Below are 15,758 nucleotides of genomic sequence, written 5' to 3' on the forward strand. Positions count from 1 at the left end.
CCGTGACGATCCCCTCGGTCAGACGTTGCCGAGAGTTCACCGAGGAGTCGGTATCGGTTCACTCCGGACGTTTCGTCAAGCGGGTCTCACACGGGGCGGCCGGGGTTGCGTTGCCGAGAGTTCACCTGGACATCAGGTGTGATTAACGCCCGATGCCGGAAGCGGACGCGTTTCGGCCGGAGCGTGGAAGTGTGGGGCCCCCGGGGCATGCCACGGAGAACTGCCAGGAAACCTGTCAGAGCCTGTCAAAGATCGTCACCGAGAGTCAGTGAAAGAGGTCAGTGATGCGGGACGCGTACCACGAGGAGCTTGATTCGATCGGGGACGGCCTGGTCGACATGGCCCGGCTCGTCGGTTCGGCCATCGGCCGTGCCACCACTGCCATTCTCGACGCGGACCTCAAGCTCGCCGAGAGCGTCATCGCCGCCGATGAGAAGGTCGATGATCTACAGCGGGACCTGGAGGGCCGGGCGATAGCCCTGCTCGCCCGGCAGCAGCCGGTCGCCACCGATCTGCGGATCGTGGTGACCAGCCTGCGGATGAGCGCCGACCTGGAGCGCTCCGGCGACCTCGCGCAGCACGTCGCCAAGCTGGCCCGGCTCCGCTTCCCGAACTCGGCCGTGCCGCAGGATCTGCACGCCACGATCCTGGAGATGGGCCAGCTCGCCCAGCGGCTGATGGCGAAGGCCGCCGAGGTCATCATCACCAAGGACGTCGACCTCGCGCTCCAGCTGGAGCAGGACGACGACGCGATGGACCTGCTGCACCGCACCCTCTTCCAGCACCTGATGGACGACCGCTGGAAGCACGGCATCGAGACGGCCGTGGACGTCACGCTGCTGGGCCGCTACTACGAGCGATTCGCGGACCACGCGGTCTCGGTCGCCAAGCGCGTGGTCTACCTGGTCACCGGTGAGCACGCCGACGAGATATTCCAGCAAGGGGATGTCGAAGGGGCGTGAGCGTCCGCGACGGTGTGCATCAAAGCGCCGTCGACGCGCCCCTGCGCTGGGCCGCCGGGTCGTCGGCACCATGAGCAGCAGGTGACGTGACCCCTCCCGAGGAGGAGACTCATGGCGGACCTCTCCAAGCCCGAACCCGCTCCGACCCACCCCGTCGGCGCATGCGGCTGCGGCTCGGGCTGCGGCTGCGGCTGTCAGTCCGGCGGCCCGTGCCAGTGCGGCGGCAACTGCGGCTGACCGGCGCGACCGATACGAACCGCATAACAGAGGGCCTGGGACCGATGACCGGTCCCAGGCCCTCGCGCGTCGGCCACGGTTTCATGGGCACGGCCCGTTCATCGGCACGTTCCGTTCATCGGCACGTCCCGCCCGAGGTGCGGTCGGCGCCGTAAGCGGCGAGCCTTGTCCTATGGAGGACAAGACCCCCGCCCCGCCCCGCGTCGTGGTGGACGAACCGCTGGACGGCCGCCGCCGTGTGCTGATCGACGGCGCCGACGTCGGAGTGGTGGTGAGCCCGGACGAGCTCCGGCGGCTCCTGCACCGCGCGGGTGTGATGGAAGAGGACGCGCCCCTCGACAACCCCGCGCTGATCGAGTGGAACGGCGGCGGCCCCGACGACTGGCCCGCCGCGCCCAGATGACGTAGCAAAAGCGACAGAACCGCCACAACGTCCGGCGCCGGTCCCTCCCCTCGTGGGGACCGGTGCCGAACGCTGGAGCGGTGCCGATCCGCGCCGTACGGTGCGGATCGGAGGGCCGGATCCGTGGTCGACGCGACCGCCGTCCCCGATGGGACCGGCTTCACGGATCTCTGGGGCTCATGCGACGTGCCCGTGACCGCCGTCTCGTGACCGCGACGAAAGCTGACCGAGAACATGCGGTGCCATGGGTTGTCTCTCCGTGCGCTGAGCTGATGGCCTGGCTGGACGGCTCGTGGTGGCTGCGCTATCGCGCCATGATCCTGCCAGCTGTGCCTCCCACCGAGGAGGTTCCGGTCTCACGCCGCCGGTTTCTCCGCTGGTCAGCCATATAAAGTGAGTTTTCCGGTCCGGATGTCCAGCGCGGGGGAAGTAAGGAGTGGAGACCTTGAGTTCCGACTCGGGGGCACGCATAGCCTTCGCGGAACGCCTCGCACTGCTGTACAGGGAGGCCGGTAATCCTCCCCTCAAGAGCGTGGCCGAAGCGGTCGTCCGACTCCAGCGGACCGATGAGCGGGGACGTCCCGTACGGGTCTCCGCCCAGCGGATCAGCGACTGGCGACGAGCGAAGAACGTACCCGCCCAGTTCGCCGCCCTCGCGGCCGTCCTGCATGTCCTGATACCCGACGCCCGGCGCTCGCGGCCCGTGCCGGTGTCCCCGGGCCTGTACGACATGGCCCGCTGGCAACGGCTGTGGGAGCGGGCGCTGGCCGACCCGGTCGGCGAACGCCCCGCGCCGGCCGCCGAAGAAGAGGAAGGGCCCCCGGCCGAGGGCCCGGCGGTTCCCGGCGGCGTATGCCCGTACCGGGGCCTGGCCTCGTACCGCCGGCAGGACGCCCGGTGGTTCTTCGGCCGGGAGCGGAGCACGGACGCCCTCGTCACCCAGCTGCACGCGGCGGAGAAGACGGGTGGCCTGGTCGTGCTCGTGGGCGCTTCGGGGGCGGGGAAGTCCTCGCTGCTGAACGCCGGTCTGGTGCCCGCGCTGCGCACCGGGGCGCCGGGCGACGGGGACGGCCGGGCGAGGGCCGTGACTCAACTCGTGCCGGGCGGCGACCCGCTCGCGGAGCTGACCCGCCATATCCCCGAACTCGCGCGCCTGGTCCCCACGGCGGAGGAACCGGGAACGGACGAACCGGAACCAGACGAGCCGGAAACGGACGAACCGGATCCGGAGGCGGGCCCTGACGCTGACCCGGGCCCTGACGCTAACCCGGCCGCTGACGCGGAACCGGCCGCTGACGCGGAAGCGACCGCAGACGCGGACGAACGGGCGGCTGACGGCCCACCAGCGGACGCACCGACAGCAAAGGAACCGGTCGCCGAGCCCGGCACCCCGCAATTCGCCCACGCCGTCCGCGAGGCCGTCACCGCATGGGCGGACCGCGAGACGTCGTCCTCCTCCGACGCCCGCCCCGTCGTGATCGTGGATCAGTTCGAGGAGGCGTTCACCCTCGGCTCCGACGAGGCCGACCGGCGTACGTTCATCCAGCTCCTCCACGCCGCCTGCACTCCCGCCGGCCCCGGTGAGCCGCCCCCCGTGCTCGTCGTCCTCGGCATCCGCGCCGACTTCTACGAGCTGTGCCTGGGCTACCCCGAACTGGCCGACGCGCTCCAGCACCGGCACATGGTGCTCGGGCCGCTGACCACCGCCGAGTTGCGCGAGGCGGTGACCGGCCCGGCCAAGGCGGTGGGCCTGGAGCTCGAGCCGGGGCTCGCGGAGCTGATCGTCCGGGAGGTGAGCGCCGACGGCCCGCGTGGCACGCATGACGCGGGCGTACTGCCGCTCCTCTCCCACGCCCTGCTCGCCACCTGGCAGCGGCGGAAGGGCGGACGGCTGACGCTGGCCGGTTATCGCGCGGCGGGCGGCATCCAGGGGGCGGTGGCGGCGACCGCCGAGCGGGCCTGGTCCAGCCTCGACTCCGAGGCGCGCACGGCGGCGAGGCTGCTGCTCCTGCGGCTGGTCCGGCTGGGCGAGGACACCCAGGCCACCCGCAGACGGGGGACCCGGCACCAGCTGGCGAGGGAGTCGACGGATCCGGGCAAGACGGAGGAATCACTCGAAACGCTGGTCCGCGCCCGCCTGGTGACGCTCGACGCCGAGACCGTGGAGATCACCCATGAGGCGCTGCTCCACGCCTGGCCACGGCTGCGCGACTGGATCGACGAGGACCGCAACGACCATCTGGTGCGCCAGCGGCTGGAGGAGGACGGCCGGTCCTGGGAGGGCTCGAACCGCGACTCCTCCCTGCTCTACCGGGGCTCCCGGCTGGAGCAGGCCCACACCTGGGCGAGGACCGCGGGCAGCACCTATCTGACCCGTAGCGCGGTGGAGTTCCTGGCCGCTTCGGTGCGGCTGCGCAGGCGCACGGTGTGGCTCCGCCGTGGCGCGGTGTCGGCTCTGGTCGTCCTGGCGGTGCTGGCGGCCGGTACGGCGGTGGTCGCGTGGCAGCAGCGGGACGACGCGGTGTTCGAGCAGGTGGTCACCGAGGCCGATCGCTTCCAGAACACGGATCCGTCGCTGTCCGCCCAGCTCGCCCTGGTGGCACACGATTTGCGGCCGCACGACGAGGCCACCAGGAACCGGCTGCTTTCGGTGGTGAACGCGCCGCTGGCCACCCCGCTGCACGGCCACACCGGCGCCGTCTACCTCACCTCGTTCAGCCCGAACGGGCGGCTGCTGGCCACCGCCAGCTACGACCGGACCGTCCGGCTGTGGGACGTGCGGGACCGGACCCGCCCCAAACCGCTGGGCAAGCCGCTCACCGGCCACACCAGCTGGGTGAGCAGCGCGGTCTTCAGCCCGGACGGCAACACCCTCGCCAGCGCGGGCGACGACGGCACGATCCGGCTGTGGAACGTACGGGACCCCCGCCATCCGCGCCCGCTCGGCGCGCCCCTCTCCCACCATGACGGCACGATCTATCTGCTCGCCTTCAGCCCGGACGGGCGCACGCTGGCCACCGCAACGGAGAACCGCGTCGTCCGCCTGTGGGACATGCGGCGCCCGGACCGGCCGAAGGCGATCGGCGCGCTGACCGGCGCCACCGCCGCCGTACGCTCCGTGGCGTTCAGCCCCGACGGGCGGACGCTGGCGGCCGGTGGGGACGATGCCTCGATCAGGCTGTGGAACATGGCCGATCCGCGCCGTCCGAAGCGGATCGGCAAGGCGCTGACCGGCCACAAGGATCTGATCCACTCCGTGGCGTTCAGCCCGGACGGCCGGACCCTCGCCAGCGGCAGCGCGGACAACACCATCCGGCTGTGGGACGTCGGCGATCCACGTCACGCGGAGCCGCTGGGCTCGCCGCTCACCGGCCACATCGGCCCCATATGGTCGGTGTCCTTCAGCCCGGACGGATCCATGCTCGCCGCCGCCAGCCAGGACAGTACGGCGAGTCTGTGGAACGTCAGCGATCCGGCGTATCCGTCGCAGGTCGGCGAGCCGCTCGCGGGGAGCAGCGGTGAGATGTACGCCCTGGGCTTCAGCCCCGACGGGCGGACCCTCGCCACCGGGAGCGGCGACAACACGGTCCGGCTGTGGTCGATCCCGACGTCGGACATGGTCGGCCGGGTCGGGGTGTTCCGCCCGGACGGGCGGGTGCTCGCCACGGCCGGGCGCGATGAGAAGGTCCGGCTGTGGAACGTGGAAGATCCCAACCGGCCGGTGCCGCTGGGCGAGCCGTTCGACCCCGGGGAGGGCACGGTGCGGGAGCTGACGTTCACCCCGGACGGCCACAACCTGGCGATGATGACCGGGGACCGCCAGGTGCGGCTGTGGAACGTCACCGATCCGACCCGGCCCGTCCCGTACAAACCGCCCATCCCGCTGCGGACCCGGTTCGCGGGCGCGCTGGGCTTCACGCCGGACGGACGCATCATGGCGACCGCGTACAACGACAACACCATCCAGCTGTGGAACGTCAGCGACCCGTCGCATGTCCGCCGGCTCGGCAAACCGCTCACCGGCCACCGGGGCTACGTCAACTCCCTCGTCTTCAGCCCGGACGGCCGCACGCTGGCCAGCGGCAGCGCGGACAACACCATCCGGCTGTGGAAGGTGACCGACCCGCGCCACGCCACCCCGCGGGGCGGGCCGGTCACGGGCCACCTCGGCCCCGTCAACGCGCTCGCCTTCACCTCGGACGGCCGCACGCTGGCCAGCGGCAGCGACGACAACACGGTCCGGCTCTGGAACGTCACCGACCCCGGCAGGGTGACCCGGCTGCGGTCCCCGCTCACCGGCCACACCGACGCGATCGTGTCGCTGACCTTCAGCAAGGACGGCAAAACCCTCGCGAGCGGCGGCAATGACAACGCGGTCCGGCTGTGGGACGTCACCGTCCCCTCCAAGGCCACGTCCATCGGCCAGTCGCTGAGCCCCAACGCCAAGACCGGCAACTTCCTGTCGTTCAGCCCGCACAGCCGGATGCTCGGGGTGTCCAGCGGCGCGGACACGGTCCGGCTGTGGAGCCTGGACGTGGACGAGGCGGTGCGTCGCGTCTGCTCGATGACGCGAGGCGTGCTGACTCCGAAGAAATGGGACGAATACCTACCCCGGCTCTCGTATGCGCCTCCGTGCGGTCGGTAACGACGTTGCGCGAACGTTGCGTGATCGCGGTCACAACTGCCCCCGTAAGGGAGGAGTCGGCTTCCCCACCCCGGCGACCGCGTTACTCTTAGGTACAGCCCGACCGCTGGTGCATCCCCCGTCGCCAGCGGTCGGGCGCTTCCATGTCAGGAGACCCCGTGATCCGCAGGCTCGTCGACCAGGCCGCTCTCGACCTCGGCCGCGAGTACGTCCGCCACGCGCCCTGGAGCGCCGGAAAGCGGGCCCTGGTCGAGCGCCACCTCAACGCCGCCCTGCGGGACCGCCCCCTGCACCGCCTGGCCCGTACGCGCTTCGGCGCCACCTTCGCCGTCGACACCCAGGACCTCATCCAGCGGTACCTCTACCTCTTCGGCGTCTGGGAGCCCCATATGACGCGGTGGCTCCAGCGCCGGCTGAAGCCCGGGGACGTCTTCGTGGACGTCGGGGCCAATATCGGCTACTACAGCGTCCTCGCCTCCCGCCTGGTCGGGCGCGGTGGGACGGTGGTGGCGATCGAGGCCTCACCGACGTTCCACCAGCTCCTCCGGCGCCACGCCCGGCGCAACGACTCCACCAACATCCGCGCCCTCAACGCGGCCGTCTCCGACCGCGACGAGCTGCTGACCTTCATCCTCGCCAGCTCCCGCAACATGGGCGCCAACAGCGTCGTCCCCTACGACGGCCCCGCCGAGTCCACCTTCGAGATCGCGGCCCAACCCCTGCCCGACCTCCTCACCGACGACGAGATCGCCAACGCCCGGGTCATCAAGATCGACGTGGAGGGCGCCGAAGGCAGCGTGATCCGCGGCCTCGTCCCCCTCCTCGACGAACTCCGCCCCGACGCCGAACTGACCGTCGAGGTCACCCCCCAGCGCATGTCCGACCTGGGCGACTCCGTAGAGGACCTGCTGACCGCCCTCAAGGACCACGGCTTCCACGTCTACCGCCTGCCCAACGACTACGCGGCGGGCAGCTACCCCGACGCCCTGCGGCACCCACCGGAGGTTCCGGTCCGCTGGCGGGGACCGGTCACGGAGGAGAGCGACCTGGTCTTCTCCCGGGTGGACGCGGAGACGCTGCCCTAGTACTCCAGCCGTAATCGTGATCTTGCTGGTCGAGGCCGGTCGGGGGGAGCCTCTGCATCTTTAGGGGGTAGCCCCCAACACCGCCCTGAGGACAGCGCATCGGTACGTCAGGGGGAAAGCCGGATGGGGCGATCCCCCCTCTGCTGGTGGGATGGTTGCCGACCGTCGGCTCCGGGGGCGACAACGTCGCGGGCCACAGCCTGAGCGGTCCCTGAAGGCGTGCAACCTGAACAGAGAAGGGGTCGTCATGCATGGGTTAAGAAGGCGTCGGCGAGGCATGCTCGTCCTGACCAGCCTGGCTACAGCCGTCCTCGCCGCATCGACCGCGCCCACGGCGGCGGCGAAGCCGCGGCCAGCCGATCCGCTCCAACAGCAGGCGGAGGCGATCCACGACACCGGGGCCGTCGGTGTGCACGCCGAGGTGACGTCACCGGACGCACGCGACAGCGCGTACGCCGGGACGGCCGCGATGGACACAAGGAGGCCGATGCCGCGGGACGGCAGGTTCCGGATCGGCAGTGCCACCAAGACCTTCACCGCCACGGTTGTGCTGCAACTCGTCGGCGAGGGGCGAATGTCCCTTGAGGACAGCGTCGAGCAGTGGCTGCCGGGAGTGGTCCGGGGTAACGGCAACGACGGCGGCCAGATCACCGTGCGGCAGTTGCTGCAACACACCAGCGGCATCCCTGATGTCGAGCCGGAGATATCCGCGTTGAACAGCGCGGACGGCTATCGGGCCGAGCGGTTCCGCACATACACCCCCGAGGAGCTGGTGGGTCTGGCGATGCGACACCGTCCCAAGTTCTCCCCACCGGGCGCTGGCTGGTCCTACTCCAACACCAATTACATTCTCGCCGCGATGATCATCCACAAGGTCACCGGCCGGAGCTGGGCACGGGAGGTGAAGGACCGGATCATCCGCCCCCTGAACCTGAGGGACACCAGTACGCCCGGCGTCTTCCCGTCCATCCTGGGCCCGCACGCCCAGGGCTACGCCGCGTTCGGCACCGACACCGGCATCGACGTCACGGAGCTCAATTCGAGTATGGCCGTCGGCTCCGGCTCGATCATCAGCACCGCGCACGACCTGAACCGGTTCTACGCCGCGCTGCTCGGCGGCCATCTGCTGGCTCCGGCGCAGCTCGACGAGATGACGACCACCAAGGCCGCGCCCGAGCTGGGCGTGAGGTATGGACTCGGTCTGGCCGAGATCCCGTTGCCCTGTGGCGGCAGCTACTTCGGCCACCGGGGCGAACTCCTCGGCTATGTCACCTGGGGCGGCGCCACCCGAGAGGGGACCCGGACCGCCGTGGTGTACGTCACCAGTGACGGCGGCCAGGACACCCAGCAGGCCATGACCACACTCGTGGGTCAGGAACTGTGCCGGACGCGTTCTTAGTACTCCAGTCGCAGATCTCTATCGTCGCTGGTCAGGAGCGTGTCTGTGAGTGTACTTGCCTGACGTTCTGTCAGGTTGTGTGAGTTCGTGACTTCGGGTGCGACGGGCCGTTGTACTGGTCATGCAAGACGATGTGCAGCTCGATGCCTGGGCGGCTGAACTGGAAGAACTGCTCGTGCGTATCGGCCACCGGTTCGGGCGGGTGGACTTACGGCGGCGGATGCGGGCGTATGTGCACGGCTTGCTAGGGCCGGTGGGCCGGAAGAACAGCTGGCAGTTGGCCGAGCATGCTGGTCACCGCACTCCCGCCGGGTTGCAGCATCTGCTGAGCCGGGCCTGCTGGGACCCCGACGAGATACGTGATGACCTGCAAGAATACGTCGCAGAGAAGCTCGGGGCTCCGACGGGGGTGCTCATTGTCGACGACACAGGGTTCCTCAAGAAAGGCACTGTCTCGGCCGGGGTCCAGCGGCAGTATTCCGGCACCGCCGGACGCACCGAGAACTGCCAGATAGGTGTCTTCGCCGCCTACGCATCACCCAAGGGCCGGGCCCTGGTGGACCGGGAGCTGTACCTGCCGAAGTCCTGGACGTCCGACGCGGGCCGCTGCCGGGCGGCGAAGATCCCCGAGGAGCGGGGGTTCGCCACCAAGGGCGAACTGGCCAAGGCGATGGTCGCCCGAGCCCTGGCCTCTCCGCTGCCGATCACGTGGGTGACCGCGGATTCGGCCTACGGCCAGGAATGGCGCTTCCGCCGCATGCTGGAGGAGGCCGGCGTCGGCTATGTCCTGGCCGTGCCGAAGTCGCAGCAGGTACACGCCCTGGGGCGCATTGACTTCGCCATCGCCCAGGCGCCCGAAGAAGCCTGGGAACGCCACTCCTGCGGCAGCGGCGCGAAGGGGCCACGTGTCTATGACTGGGCAGCGGCCCAACTGCCCGCCATCGAGGAATTCGACGGCGATCAGCCCACCCATCAACGATGGGTACTGGCCCGACGCAGCCTGGCCCGCCCGGAGGAGATCGCCTACTACCTCGCCTACGCAGCCGGCGGCACCGCCGTCGCTGAACTGGTGCGCGTCGCCGGAACTCGCTGGGCGATCGAGGAAGCCTTCCAGGCCGCGAAGAACGAGTGTGGGCTGGACCAGTACGAGGTCCGTCGGTATCCGGGCTGGTACCGGCACATCACCCTGGCCATGCTCACCCACGCCTTCCTCGCCGCCATGGCAGCCGCCGCGGGGCCGGAAAGGGGGGCCGCAGAAACGCTTCCGACTTCCTCGCACCGCTCACCGTGGCAGAAATCCGGCGACTCATGGCAGCTGGTCACTCCTCGTCGGCACACCTTCAGCACACCGGCCACGCGATGAGCTGGTCCTGGTGGCGACGCCGACACCAGGCCATCGCCCGCCACTGCCACTACCGCCGTCGCACCCGAAGTCACGAACTCACACAACCTGACAGAACGTCAGGCAAGTACACTCACAGACACGCTCCTGACCAGCGACGATAGCGATCTGCGACTGGAGTATTAGCACTCCAGCCGCAACACCGTTGATTTAGCGCTTTGACCTGGCCTTCAAGCCGTCTTCTATCACCGTGACCTCGGTTGCGAGGGTGTAGTGCTGAGCGGTGGCGGGGCGCTGGAGGGAGTTCTTGCTGTACTTGCTGGTCGGGTTCTTTCGGGTTCGGGCCTTGGCCCGCTGCCGGCGGCGGGCTGGCAGGAGGCTGTCCAGGACGGCGTGGCCGATCGCACCGACCAGGGTGACCTCGCCGGGAAGGATCCCAGCGGCAGTGGTGACCTGGTCGCGGGCGGTCTCCAGGGCGATGGTGAAGCTGATCCGGTCCGGGTCGAGAGCCGGTCGGCTGGCGGCGGCGTCGGCGGTGATCCGTATGAGGGCCTGGTAGGCGGTCAGCAGGGCGTACACCTCCTGGTCGACCTCCGGCGGGCGGTGCGAGCGCAGGATGCGGCCGTCCAGCATCGTGGCCTTGACCGAGAAGTACGTGGTCTCGGCCTGCCACCTCTCGTGATAGAGAGCGACGAGTTCGCGGGCGGGGTAGCGGGCGGGGTCCGTGAGGCTGGTGGCCAGGCGCCACTGCTCACGGCGGACGGTGCCGTCGGCGTAGGTCACGGTGATCCAGGCTTCGACGATCCGCACCGGCAGCTTCCCCATGCCGAAGGTCGACAGGTAGGAGCCGTCAGGCAGCCGCTTGATGATCAGCGGGATGCGCCTGGCCCCGGACCGGCACAGGAACTCCGCCCCGGTGGAGTGGAGTTGGAGCAGGAAGGGGTAACCGTCGAAGCCGGTGTCCAGCAGTACAAGCATCCCGCTGGTCAACCGATCGAGCATCCTCTCGGCGTAGGTGGTCTCGCCTGTGGTCTCCGGGCCGAAGGCGGCGGCGAGCACCGCCCGGGTGCCGCACTCGATGAGCACGAGCAGTCGCAACAGCGGGTAGCCGAACTCCACGTCCTCGCCCTTGCGCTTGCGTTTGGCGTGCCGGGCGGCGATCGGTTCGCTGTCGGGAAGGTGCAGGCTGGTGCCGTCGATGGCCACCGTCCGCAGGCCCCGCCAGAACGCGCCGGGAGTACGTGGTCCGGCCACCGGCCCGGCCAGCGTCTCAAACAATGCCTGGAACGGTGCGGCTCCCACCCGGCGACGTGCCCGGCACAGCGCCGAGGTACACGGCCGCACCAAGGCGAGGGCGTCGAGGCTCGCGACGAGTTTGCCCCACACCGCCCGGTAGCTGCACCGCTCGAACAGGGCCAGCGCCAGGACGAAGTACACCACCACCCGCGAGGGCAGCAGCCTGACCCGTTTCTGGACCGTTCCGGTCTCCTCCAGCACCGCATCGACCAGGGCGAAGTCCACCACCTGGGTCAACTCCCCAAGGTGTCCCGGCGCGAACACGCCCTTGGCTACCGCGATCTCGCGGGTGATGACAGACTGCTCCTGCAACGGAACTCCTTGATCAACTCTCTTGGCCGAAAGTTGATCTACCGGAGTTCCGTTGCGCCGTTCAACCCCCTTGACACGTCACTGCCAGGCCAAAGTCAACGGTGTTGACTCCAGCCGTAGACATTGATCTTGCTGGAGGACCGACTGCGGGAAGGTCGCGGCCACCGCTGATCATCGGTGTGTGAAGACTGAAGATCATGCGGTGGCCGCAGGTCACAGCGTAGACCCTGCCCGCTGCCAAGAGGCGTTCGAGGCCCTGATGGGCCGGCCATTACCGGAGACAAGCCGCGAATCGAACATGAAGATCACGATCTACGACTGGAGTACTGGCGCCTCCGAAACAACCAATCATCCATCGACAGGATGTACTGAAATCACCCATAAGTAGGGGAGGAACACCTCCCCATCGGGGGAACCAGAGCACGCATGGCGCGAGCAGAGTGGGAGCTGAGGGAAGGACGAAATATGAGCTCGAACTCATGGCGCCTCACCTCGCGTCGCGCACTACTGATCATCGGACTCATTGTCATCGTTGTTGTTGTGGCGGTGTTCGTGATCATCTACACCTCCCACAAAGCGGAGGCGGTTGAATATCGCCGGGAGCCGGTGGGGACGACTTCCGTGCCGGCGTTCACGCGCCCCGTGGGAACTGATCAGAGAAACGTAGCGTCACCCTCCAACGGGGGCCGGACCTTCCAGAGCAACACGCCTGGACTGTATGCCGGAACCCCGGGTCAAGCCCCTTGTAACGGGCAAGCGCTGATCACCGAGCTCCAGGCCGATCCGAGAAAGACGGCAGCCTGGAGCCAGATTCAGGGAATTCGGTCGGCTGACCTGCCGAACTACGTCACTCAACTGTCGAGTGTCACTCTGCGCTCGGACACCTATGTGACGTCCTACGGATTCCGCAGTGGTGAGGTGACATGGGACGGCCTGGTCCTCCAGGCCGGGACCGCGGTCTTCATCGACAAGCGCGGCACCCCTGTCGCGAAGTGCAATTGCGGCAATCCCGTGAAAGTGACCGCGCCACCGCAAGGCGCCCAGACGACGTTCAGCGGACCATCGTGGTCCAGCTTCTCATCGAACTCGGTCACTGTCGTCAATAGGTCATCGACCGTCGTCAAACAGATCACTATGGTCCAGATCAACAAGGATATCGTCTTCGTACGCGGAGTCGGCGATGGCAGTGACGAAAATTCCGACGACAACATATTGTCGCGGACTGAATACCCCGTAAACATCGCAATGGGTGGAGTGCAGGGCGTGATCGATCTGCCACCTCCGCCGAAGGTGACTCCGAACCCGTCCGATACGGAGACCGAGTCTCCGCCGACAACTGAGCCTCCCTCTGAATCGACGCCTGGGACCACCGAGTCTCCGTCGCCGACTACCCCCCCTGAGTCGACCACTCCGCCCGAGTCGACCACACCGCCGGATGAGACGACCCCGCCTCCGTCTGAGCCGCCCCCATCCGAACAACCACCCTCCGAGCAGCCGCCTTCTGAACAGCCGTCGGAGCAGCCGCCGGGCCAGCAGCCGCAGCAACCTCAGCAGCCGCCGGGCCAACCCGAGCAACCGCAGCAGCCTCAGCCCGAGCAGCCCCAGCCGCAGCAACCACAACCACAGCAGCCGCAGGAACAGCCGCCTGCTTCATGAGGGACTCGATCCTTACTGGTCGTCCTGGGGCAGGTGGGACTTGGCATCCTCGTAGCTGGCGTCGGTGGTGGACTCCGCCGGGGCGTAGACGAGGTGCAGCACACCGGTGCTGAAGGTGGCGGAGGAGAGCAGCTTCAGCGGGAGCGTGGTCTCGCTCTCGTCAAACAGCCGCATGCCCTTGCGGACCGCGATCGGGTGGACCAGCAGGTGCAACTCGTCCAGCAGGCCGTGCGCCATGAGCTGCCGAACGACGGAGACCGAGCCGCTGAGGGCGATGTCCCCGCCCGGTTCGTTCTTCAGCGCGGTGACGGCTTCGGCGAAGTCGCCCTTGAGCTGCTCGGTGTTCCGCCAGGTGAAGCTGAGGTTCTGCCGCGACAGGACGATCTTGCGGGCGTCGCCGAGCTTCTTGGCGAAGTGGGCGTCCTCACCGCCCGCCGCCTCGCGGTCCGGCCAGGCTCCGGCGAAGCTGTCGTAGGTCTTGCGGCCGATGAGAAGGGTGTCGGCCGCGCCGAGGCTCGCGTCGACCGCGGCGCCCATCTCGTCGTTGAAGTAGGGGAAGTGCCACTGGTCGGGCGCCTCCACGACCCCGTCGAGCGAGATGAACAGACTGGCGGTGATCTTCCTCATGATGCCCCTCCGTGGGATGCGGTCGGTGAGCTCTTCCTCCTCTCAGACCGAGGAGGCCGCACAAACTCATCGGTGGCGGCGAGCGGGTTTTCAGCGGGTGTCTTCGTAGCGCCAGCCGTCCATGGCGGCCAGGACCCGGGCCCGCGCCTCGACCACCGCGAACCGTGCCGCGCGCTCGGCCGCGTCGGTGTGGGCGGACTGGCTGGTGACCTGGCCGGGCCACTTGCGGTAGAGCAGACCGGTCTCGGCGGTGAACCAGCCGCGGCTGACCGCGTTGAGGGCCATGAGGAGCCCGGTGTCCTCGGATGCGGGGAGGGCCATCCAGCCGCCGAGGGCGAGGAGCAGGTCCCGGCGTACGAAGAGGGTGGCGGGGTGGACCTGGGCGCGGTGGTCGTTCGCCCGCCAGAATTCGAGGACCGCGCCGCGTGCGAGGGGCCCCTGCGGCGGGTCGCCCTCGAAGCCGACGGTGGAGCCGTCGGGCAGCAGGTCCAGGGCGCGGGAGGTGGCCCAGCCGAGATCGGGGCGGTCGGTGAGCGCGCGGAGGTCGCGGGCGAGGGCGCCGGGGGTGAGCATGTCATCGGCGTCCAGCACCTTGATGTACGCGCCCTCGGCCCGCGAGAGCCCCATCGTGCGCGCCATCGCGGCCCGGCCGGCCCGGCCCTGTCCGAAGCTGACGCGGGCGTCGTCGGGCACGTACGGCCGTACGGCGTCGGTCTCGCCGTCCTCCTGGATCACCCACTGCCAGTCCCAGCCGTCCGGCAGCTCCTGCTCGCACAGCGACTTGTGGGCGTCCGGCAGATGCACCGCGCCCGGGGCGTGGACCGCGGTGATGACGGTGATGGTGTTCGGCATGGTCACCACCTCTTCAGGGGCGTGGTGAAGACGAGTTCCGTACGGTCTCCGCACAGCGTCACATCGGAGACCTCGACGACCCGATCGCCGATGTCCGTACAGATCTTCCGGAGAACGATCACCGACACTCCCTTCTTGAGGCCGAGCGCCTCGGCCTCCTCCACCGTCGGCGGCCGGGCCGTGATCCGTTCCTCTATGCGGTCCAGCTCGACGCCGATCGTGTAGAGCTGATTCTGCGTGCCGCCGGGCCAGGGCTCATGGGCGGCGTCGAGCAGGTCGGGGTTGGCGGCCACGACATCGTGGACCAGATAGGAGTGCACGAGCGCGAACGGCACGTCCTCCTCGCGGCAGTTCGTCCGGTAGATCCGCTCCAGCAGCCGCGTGCCCACGGGGATCCCGAAGACCGACGCCAGGTCCTCGTCGGCCTTCGCGTCGCGGTACTCGGCGTGAAAGGCGAGGTCGCCGACCTCCAGCCCGGTGTCGTGCTCGGTGGACCCGGTCCGCAGCCGCTCCGCCCTGGACCGGCGGGTCCGGTCCTTCTCCCACTGGTGCCGCTCATTGCTCCGCTCGACCCGCCGGCGCGGAGTCCGTACGAACGTCCCCACCCCGTGCCGCCTGTCGATCAGCCCCTCGGCCACCAGCTCCGACAGCGCCCGCTGAAGCGTCGGCACGCTCGTCCGATACCGCGCCGCGAGCTTGTCCTCGGCCGGCAGCCGCTCCCCGGGGCCTAGCTGACCTGCGCGGATGCTCTGGCGCAGGGCATCCGCGATCTGCTCGTACCTGGCCATGCGTGCTCACCTCCCAGATTGCGCAGCCGCTGCGGACGCTTTCAGCGTAAGTCCTCAAGACCTCTTAAGGACCGAACCCTGAACTGACGCCCCGGCGCATCACTCCCCGGGCTGCTGCTTCGCCGCATCGCCCATGCCGCCTACTCGCGGTGAG

Annotated in this window: 12 protein-coding genes; 8 read left to right on the plus strand and 4 right to left on the minus strand. The window is 69.0% G+C overall.

The genetic code is table 11. The features are described 5' to 3' along the window. Positions 1-284 precede the first annotated feature (284 nt). The 6 genes from phoU to ACJX2R_RS24345 all read left to right on the plus strand — a co-directional run bounded on the left by phoU (position 285) and on the right by ACJX2R_RS24345 (position 10,094). On the plus strand, positions 285-962 hold the full coding sequence (gene phoU / locus ACJX2R_RS24320; RefSeq protein ID WP_413101854.1) for a phosphate signaling complex protein PhoU: 678 nt from the start codon (positions 285-287) through the stop codon (positions 960-962). 409 nt (positions 963-1,371) lie between these two features. Then, positions 1,372-1,602 carry a hypothetical protein gene (locus ACJX2R_RS24325; RefSeq protein WP_262699261.1) on the plus strand — a complete coding sequence of 77 codons (231 nt, stop codon included), beginning with the start codon at positions 1,372-1,374 and terminating at the stop codon, positions 1,600-1,602. Between the two features lie 436 nt (positions 1,603-2,038). Next, positions 2,039-6,247 carry a hypothetical protein gene (locus ACJX2R_RS24330; RefSeq protein ID WP_413101855.1) on the plus strand — a complete coding sequence of 1,403 codons (4,209 nt, stop codon included), beginning with the start codon at positions 2,039-2,041 and terminating at the stop codon, positions 6,245-6,247. Positions 6,248-6,408: 161 nt separating this feature from the next. Next, positions 6,409-7,332, plus strand: coding sequence for an FkbM family methyltransferase (locus tag ACJX2R_RS24335; protein ID WP_413105945.1), 924 nt, complete (start codon positions 6,409-6,411; stop codon positions 7,330-7,332). A gap of 277 nt (positions 7,333-7,609) precedes the next feature. Next, on the plus strand, positions 7,610-8,731 hold the full coding sequence (locus ACJX2R_RS24340; protein ID WP_413101856.1) for a serine hydrolase domain-containing protein: 1,122 nt from the start codon (positions 7,610-7,612) through the stop codon (positions 8,729-8,731). 121 nt (positions 8,732-8,852) lie between these two features. Continuing rightward, positions 8,853-10,094 carry an IS701 family transposase gene (locus tag ACJX2R_RS24345; RefSeq protein ID WP_413098204.1) on the plus strand — a complete coding sequence of 414 codons (1,242 nt, stop codon included), beginning with the start codon at positions 8,853-8,855 and terminating at the stop codon, positions 10,092-10,094. Positions 10,095-10,283: 189 nt separating this feature from the next. On the opposite strand, the gene ACJX2R_RS24350 is transcribed toward ACJX2R_RS24345, so the two are convergent. Next, on the minus strand, positions 10,284-11,681 hold the full coding sequence (locus ACJX2R_RS24350) for an IS4 family transposase (RefSeq protein WP_413098523.1): 1,398 nt from the start codon (positions 11,679-11,681) through the stop codon (positions 10,284-10,286). 181 nt (positions 11,682-11,862) lie between these two features. Here ACJX2R_RS24350 and ACJX2R_RS24355 point away from each other — a divergent pair, with 181 nt between their 5' ends. After that, positions 11,863-12,069 carry a hypothetical protein gene (locus ACJX2R_RS24355; RefSeq protein WP_413101857.1) on the plus strand — a complete coding sequence of 69 codons (207 nt, stop codon included), beginning with the start codon at positions 11,863-11,865 and terminating at the stop codon, positions 12,067-12,069. A 77-nt stretch (positions 12,070-12,146) separates the two neighbouring features. Beyond that, a complete protein-coding gene (locus tag ACJX2R_RS24360; RefSeq protein WP_413101858.1) occupies positions 12,147-13,337 on the plus strand; it encodes a DUF6777 domain-containing protein in 1,191 nt (396 codons plus the stop codon). 12 nt (positions 13,338-13,349) lie between these two features. On the opposite strand, the gene ACJX2R_RS24365 is transcribed toward ACJX2R_RS24360, so the two are convergent. From ACJX2R_RS24365 to ACJX2R_RS24375, 3 genes are all read right to left on the minus strand, one after another. Continuing rightward, a complete protein-coding gene (locus ACJX2R_RS24365; protein WP_413101859.1) occupies positions 13,350-13,964 on the minus strand; it encodes a dihydrofolate reductase family protein in 615 nt (204 codons plus the stop codon). 90 nt (positions 13,965-14,054) lie between these two features. Continuing rightward, the gene (locus ACJX2R_RS24370) at positions 14,055-14,816 is read right to left on the minus strand and encodes a glycosyltransferase family 2 protein (RefSeq protein WP_413101860.1); all 762 of its coding nucleotides are present in this window, start codon (positions 14,814-14,816) and stop codon (positions 14,055-14,057) included. A gap of 2 nt (positions 14,817-14,818) precedes the next feature. Continuing rightward, the gene (locus ACJX2R_RS24375) at positions 14,819-15,604 is read right to left on the minus strand and encodes a GntR family transcriptional regulator (protein WP_413101861.1); all 786 of its coding nucleotides are present in this window, start codon (positions 15,602-15,604) and stop codon (positions 14,819-14,821) included. Positions 15,605-15,758: the final 154 nt, after the last annotated feature.

Source organism: Streptomyces sp. Inha503 (assembly GCF_047215865.1).
GTDB lineage: Bacteria > Actinomycetota > Actinomycetes > Streptomycetales > Streptomycetaceae > Streptomyces > Streptomyces lycopersici.

Bases quoted from the DNA above. Each gene is read 5' to 3' on its own strand.
- phoU (WP_413101854.1), top strand. From the start codon at position 285: ATGCGGGACGCGTACCACGAGGAGCTTGATTCGATCGGGGACGGCCTG.
- ACJX2R_RS24325 (WP_262699261.1), top strand. From the start codon at position 1,372: ATGGAGGACAAGACCCCCGCCCCGCCCCGCGTCGTGGTGGACGAACCG.
- ACJX2R_RS24340 (WP_413101856.1), top strand. From the start codon at position 7,610: ATGCTCGTCCTGACCAGCCTGGCTACAGCCGTCCTCGCCGCATCGACC.
- ACJX2R_RS24345 (WP_413098204.1), top strand. From the start codon at position 8,853: ATGCAAGACGATGTGCAGCTCGATGCCTGGGCGGCTGAACTGGAAGAA.
- ACJX2R_RS24360 (WP_413101858.1), top strand. From the start codon at position 12,147: ATGAGCTCGAACTCATGGCGCCTCACCTCGCGTCGCGCACTACTGATC.
- ACJX2R_RS24365 (WP_413101859.1), bottom strand. From the start codon at position 13,964: ATGAGGAAGATCACCGCCAGTCTGTTCATCTCGCTCGACGGGGTCGTG.
- ACJX2R_RS24370 (WP_413101860.1), bottom strand. From the start codon at position 14,816: ATGCCGAACACCATCACCGTCATCACCGCGGTCCACGCCCCGGGCGCG.
- ACJX2R_RS24375 (WP_413101861.1), bottom strand. From the start codon at position 15,604: ATGGCCAGGTACGAGCAGATCGCGGATGCCCTGCGCCAGAGCATCCGC.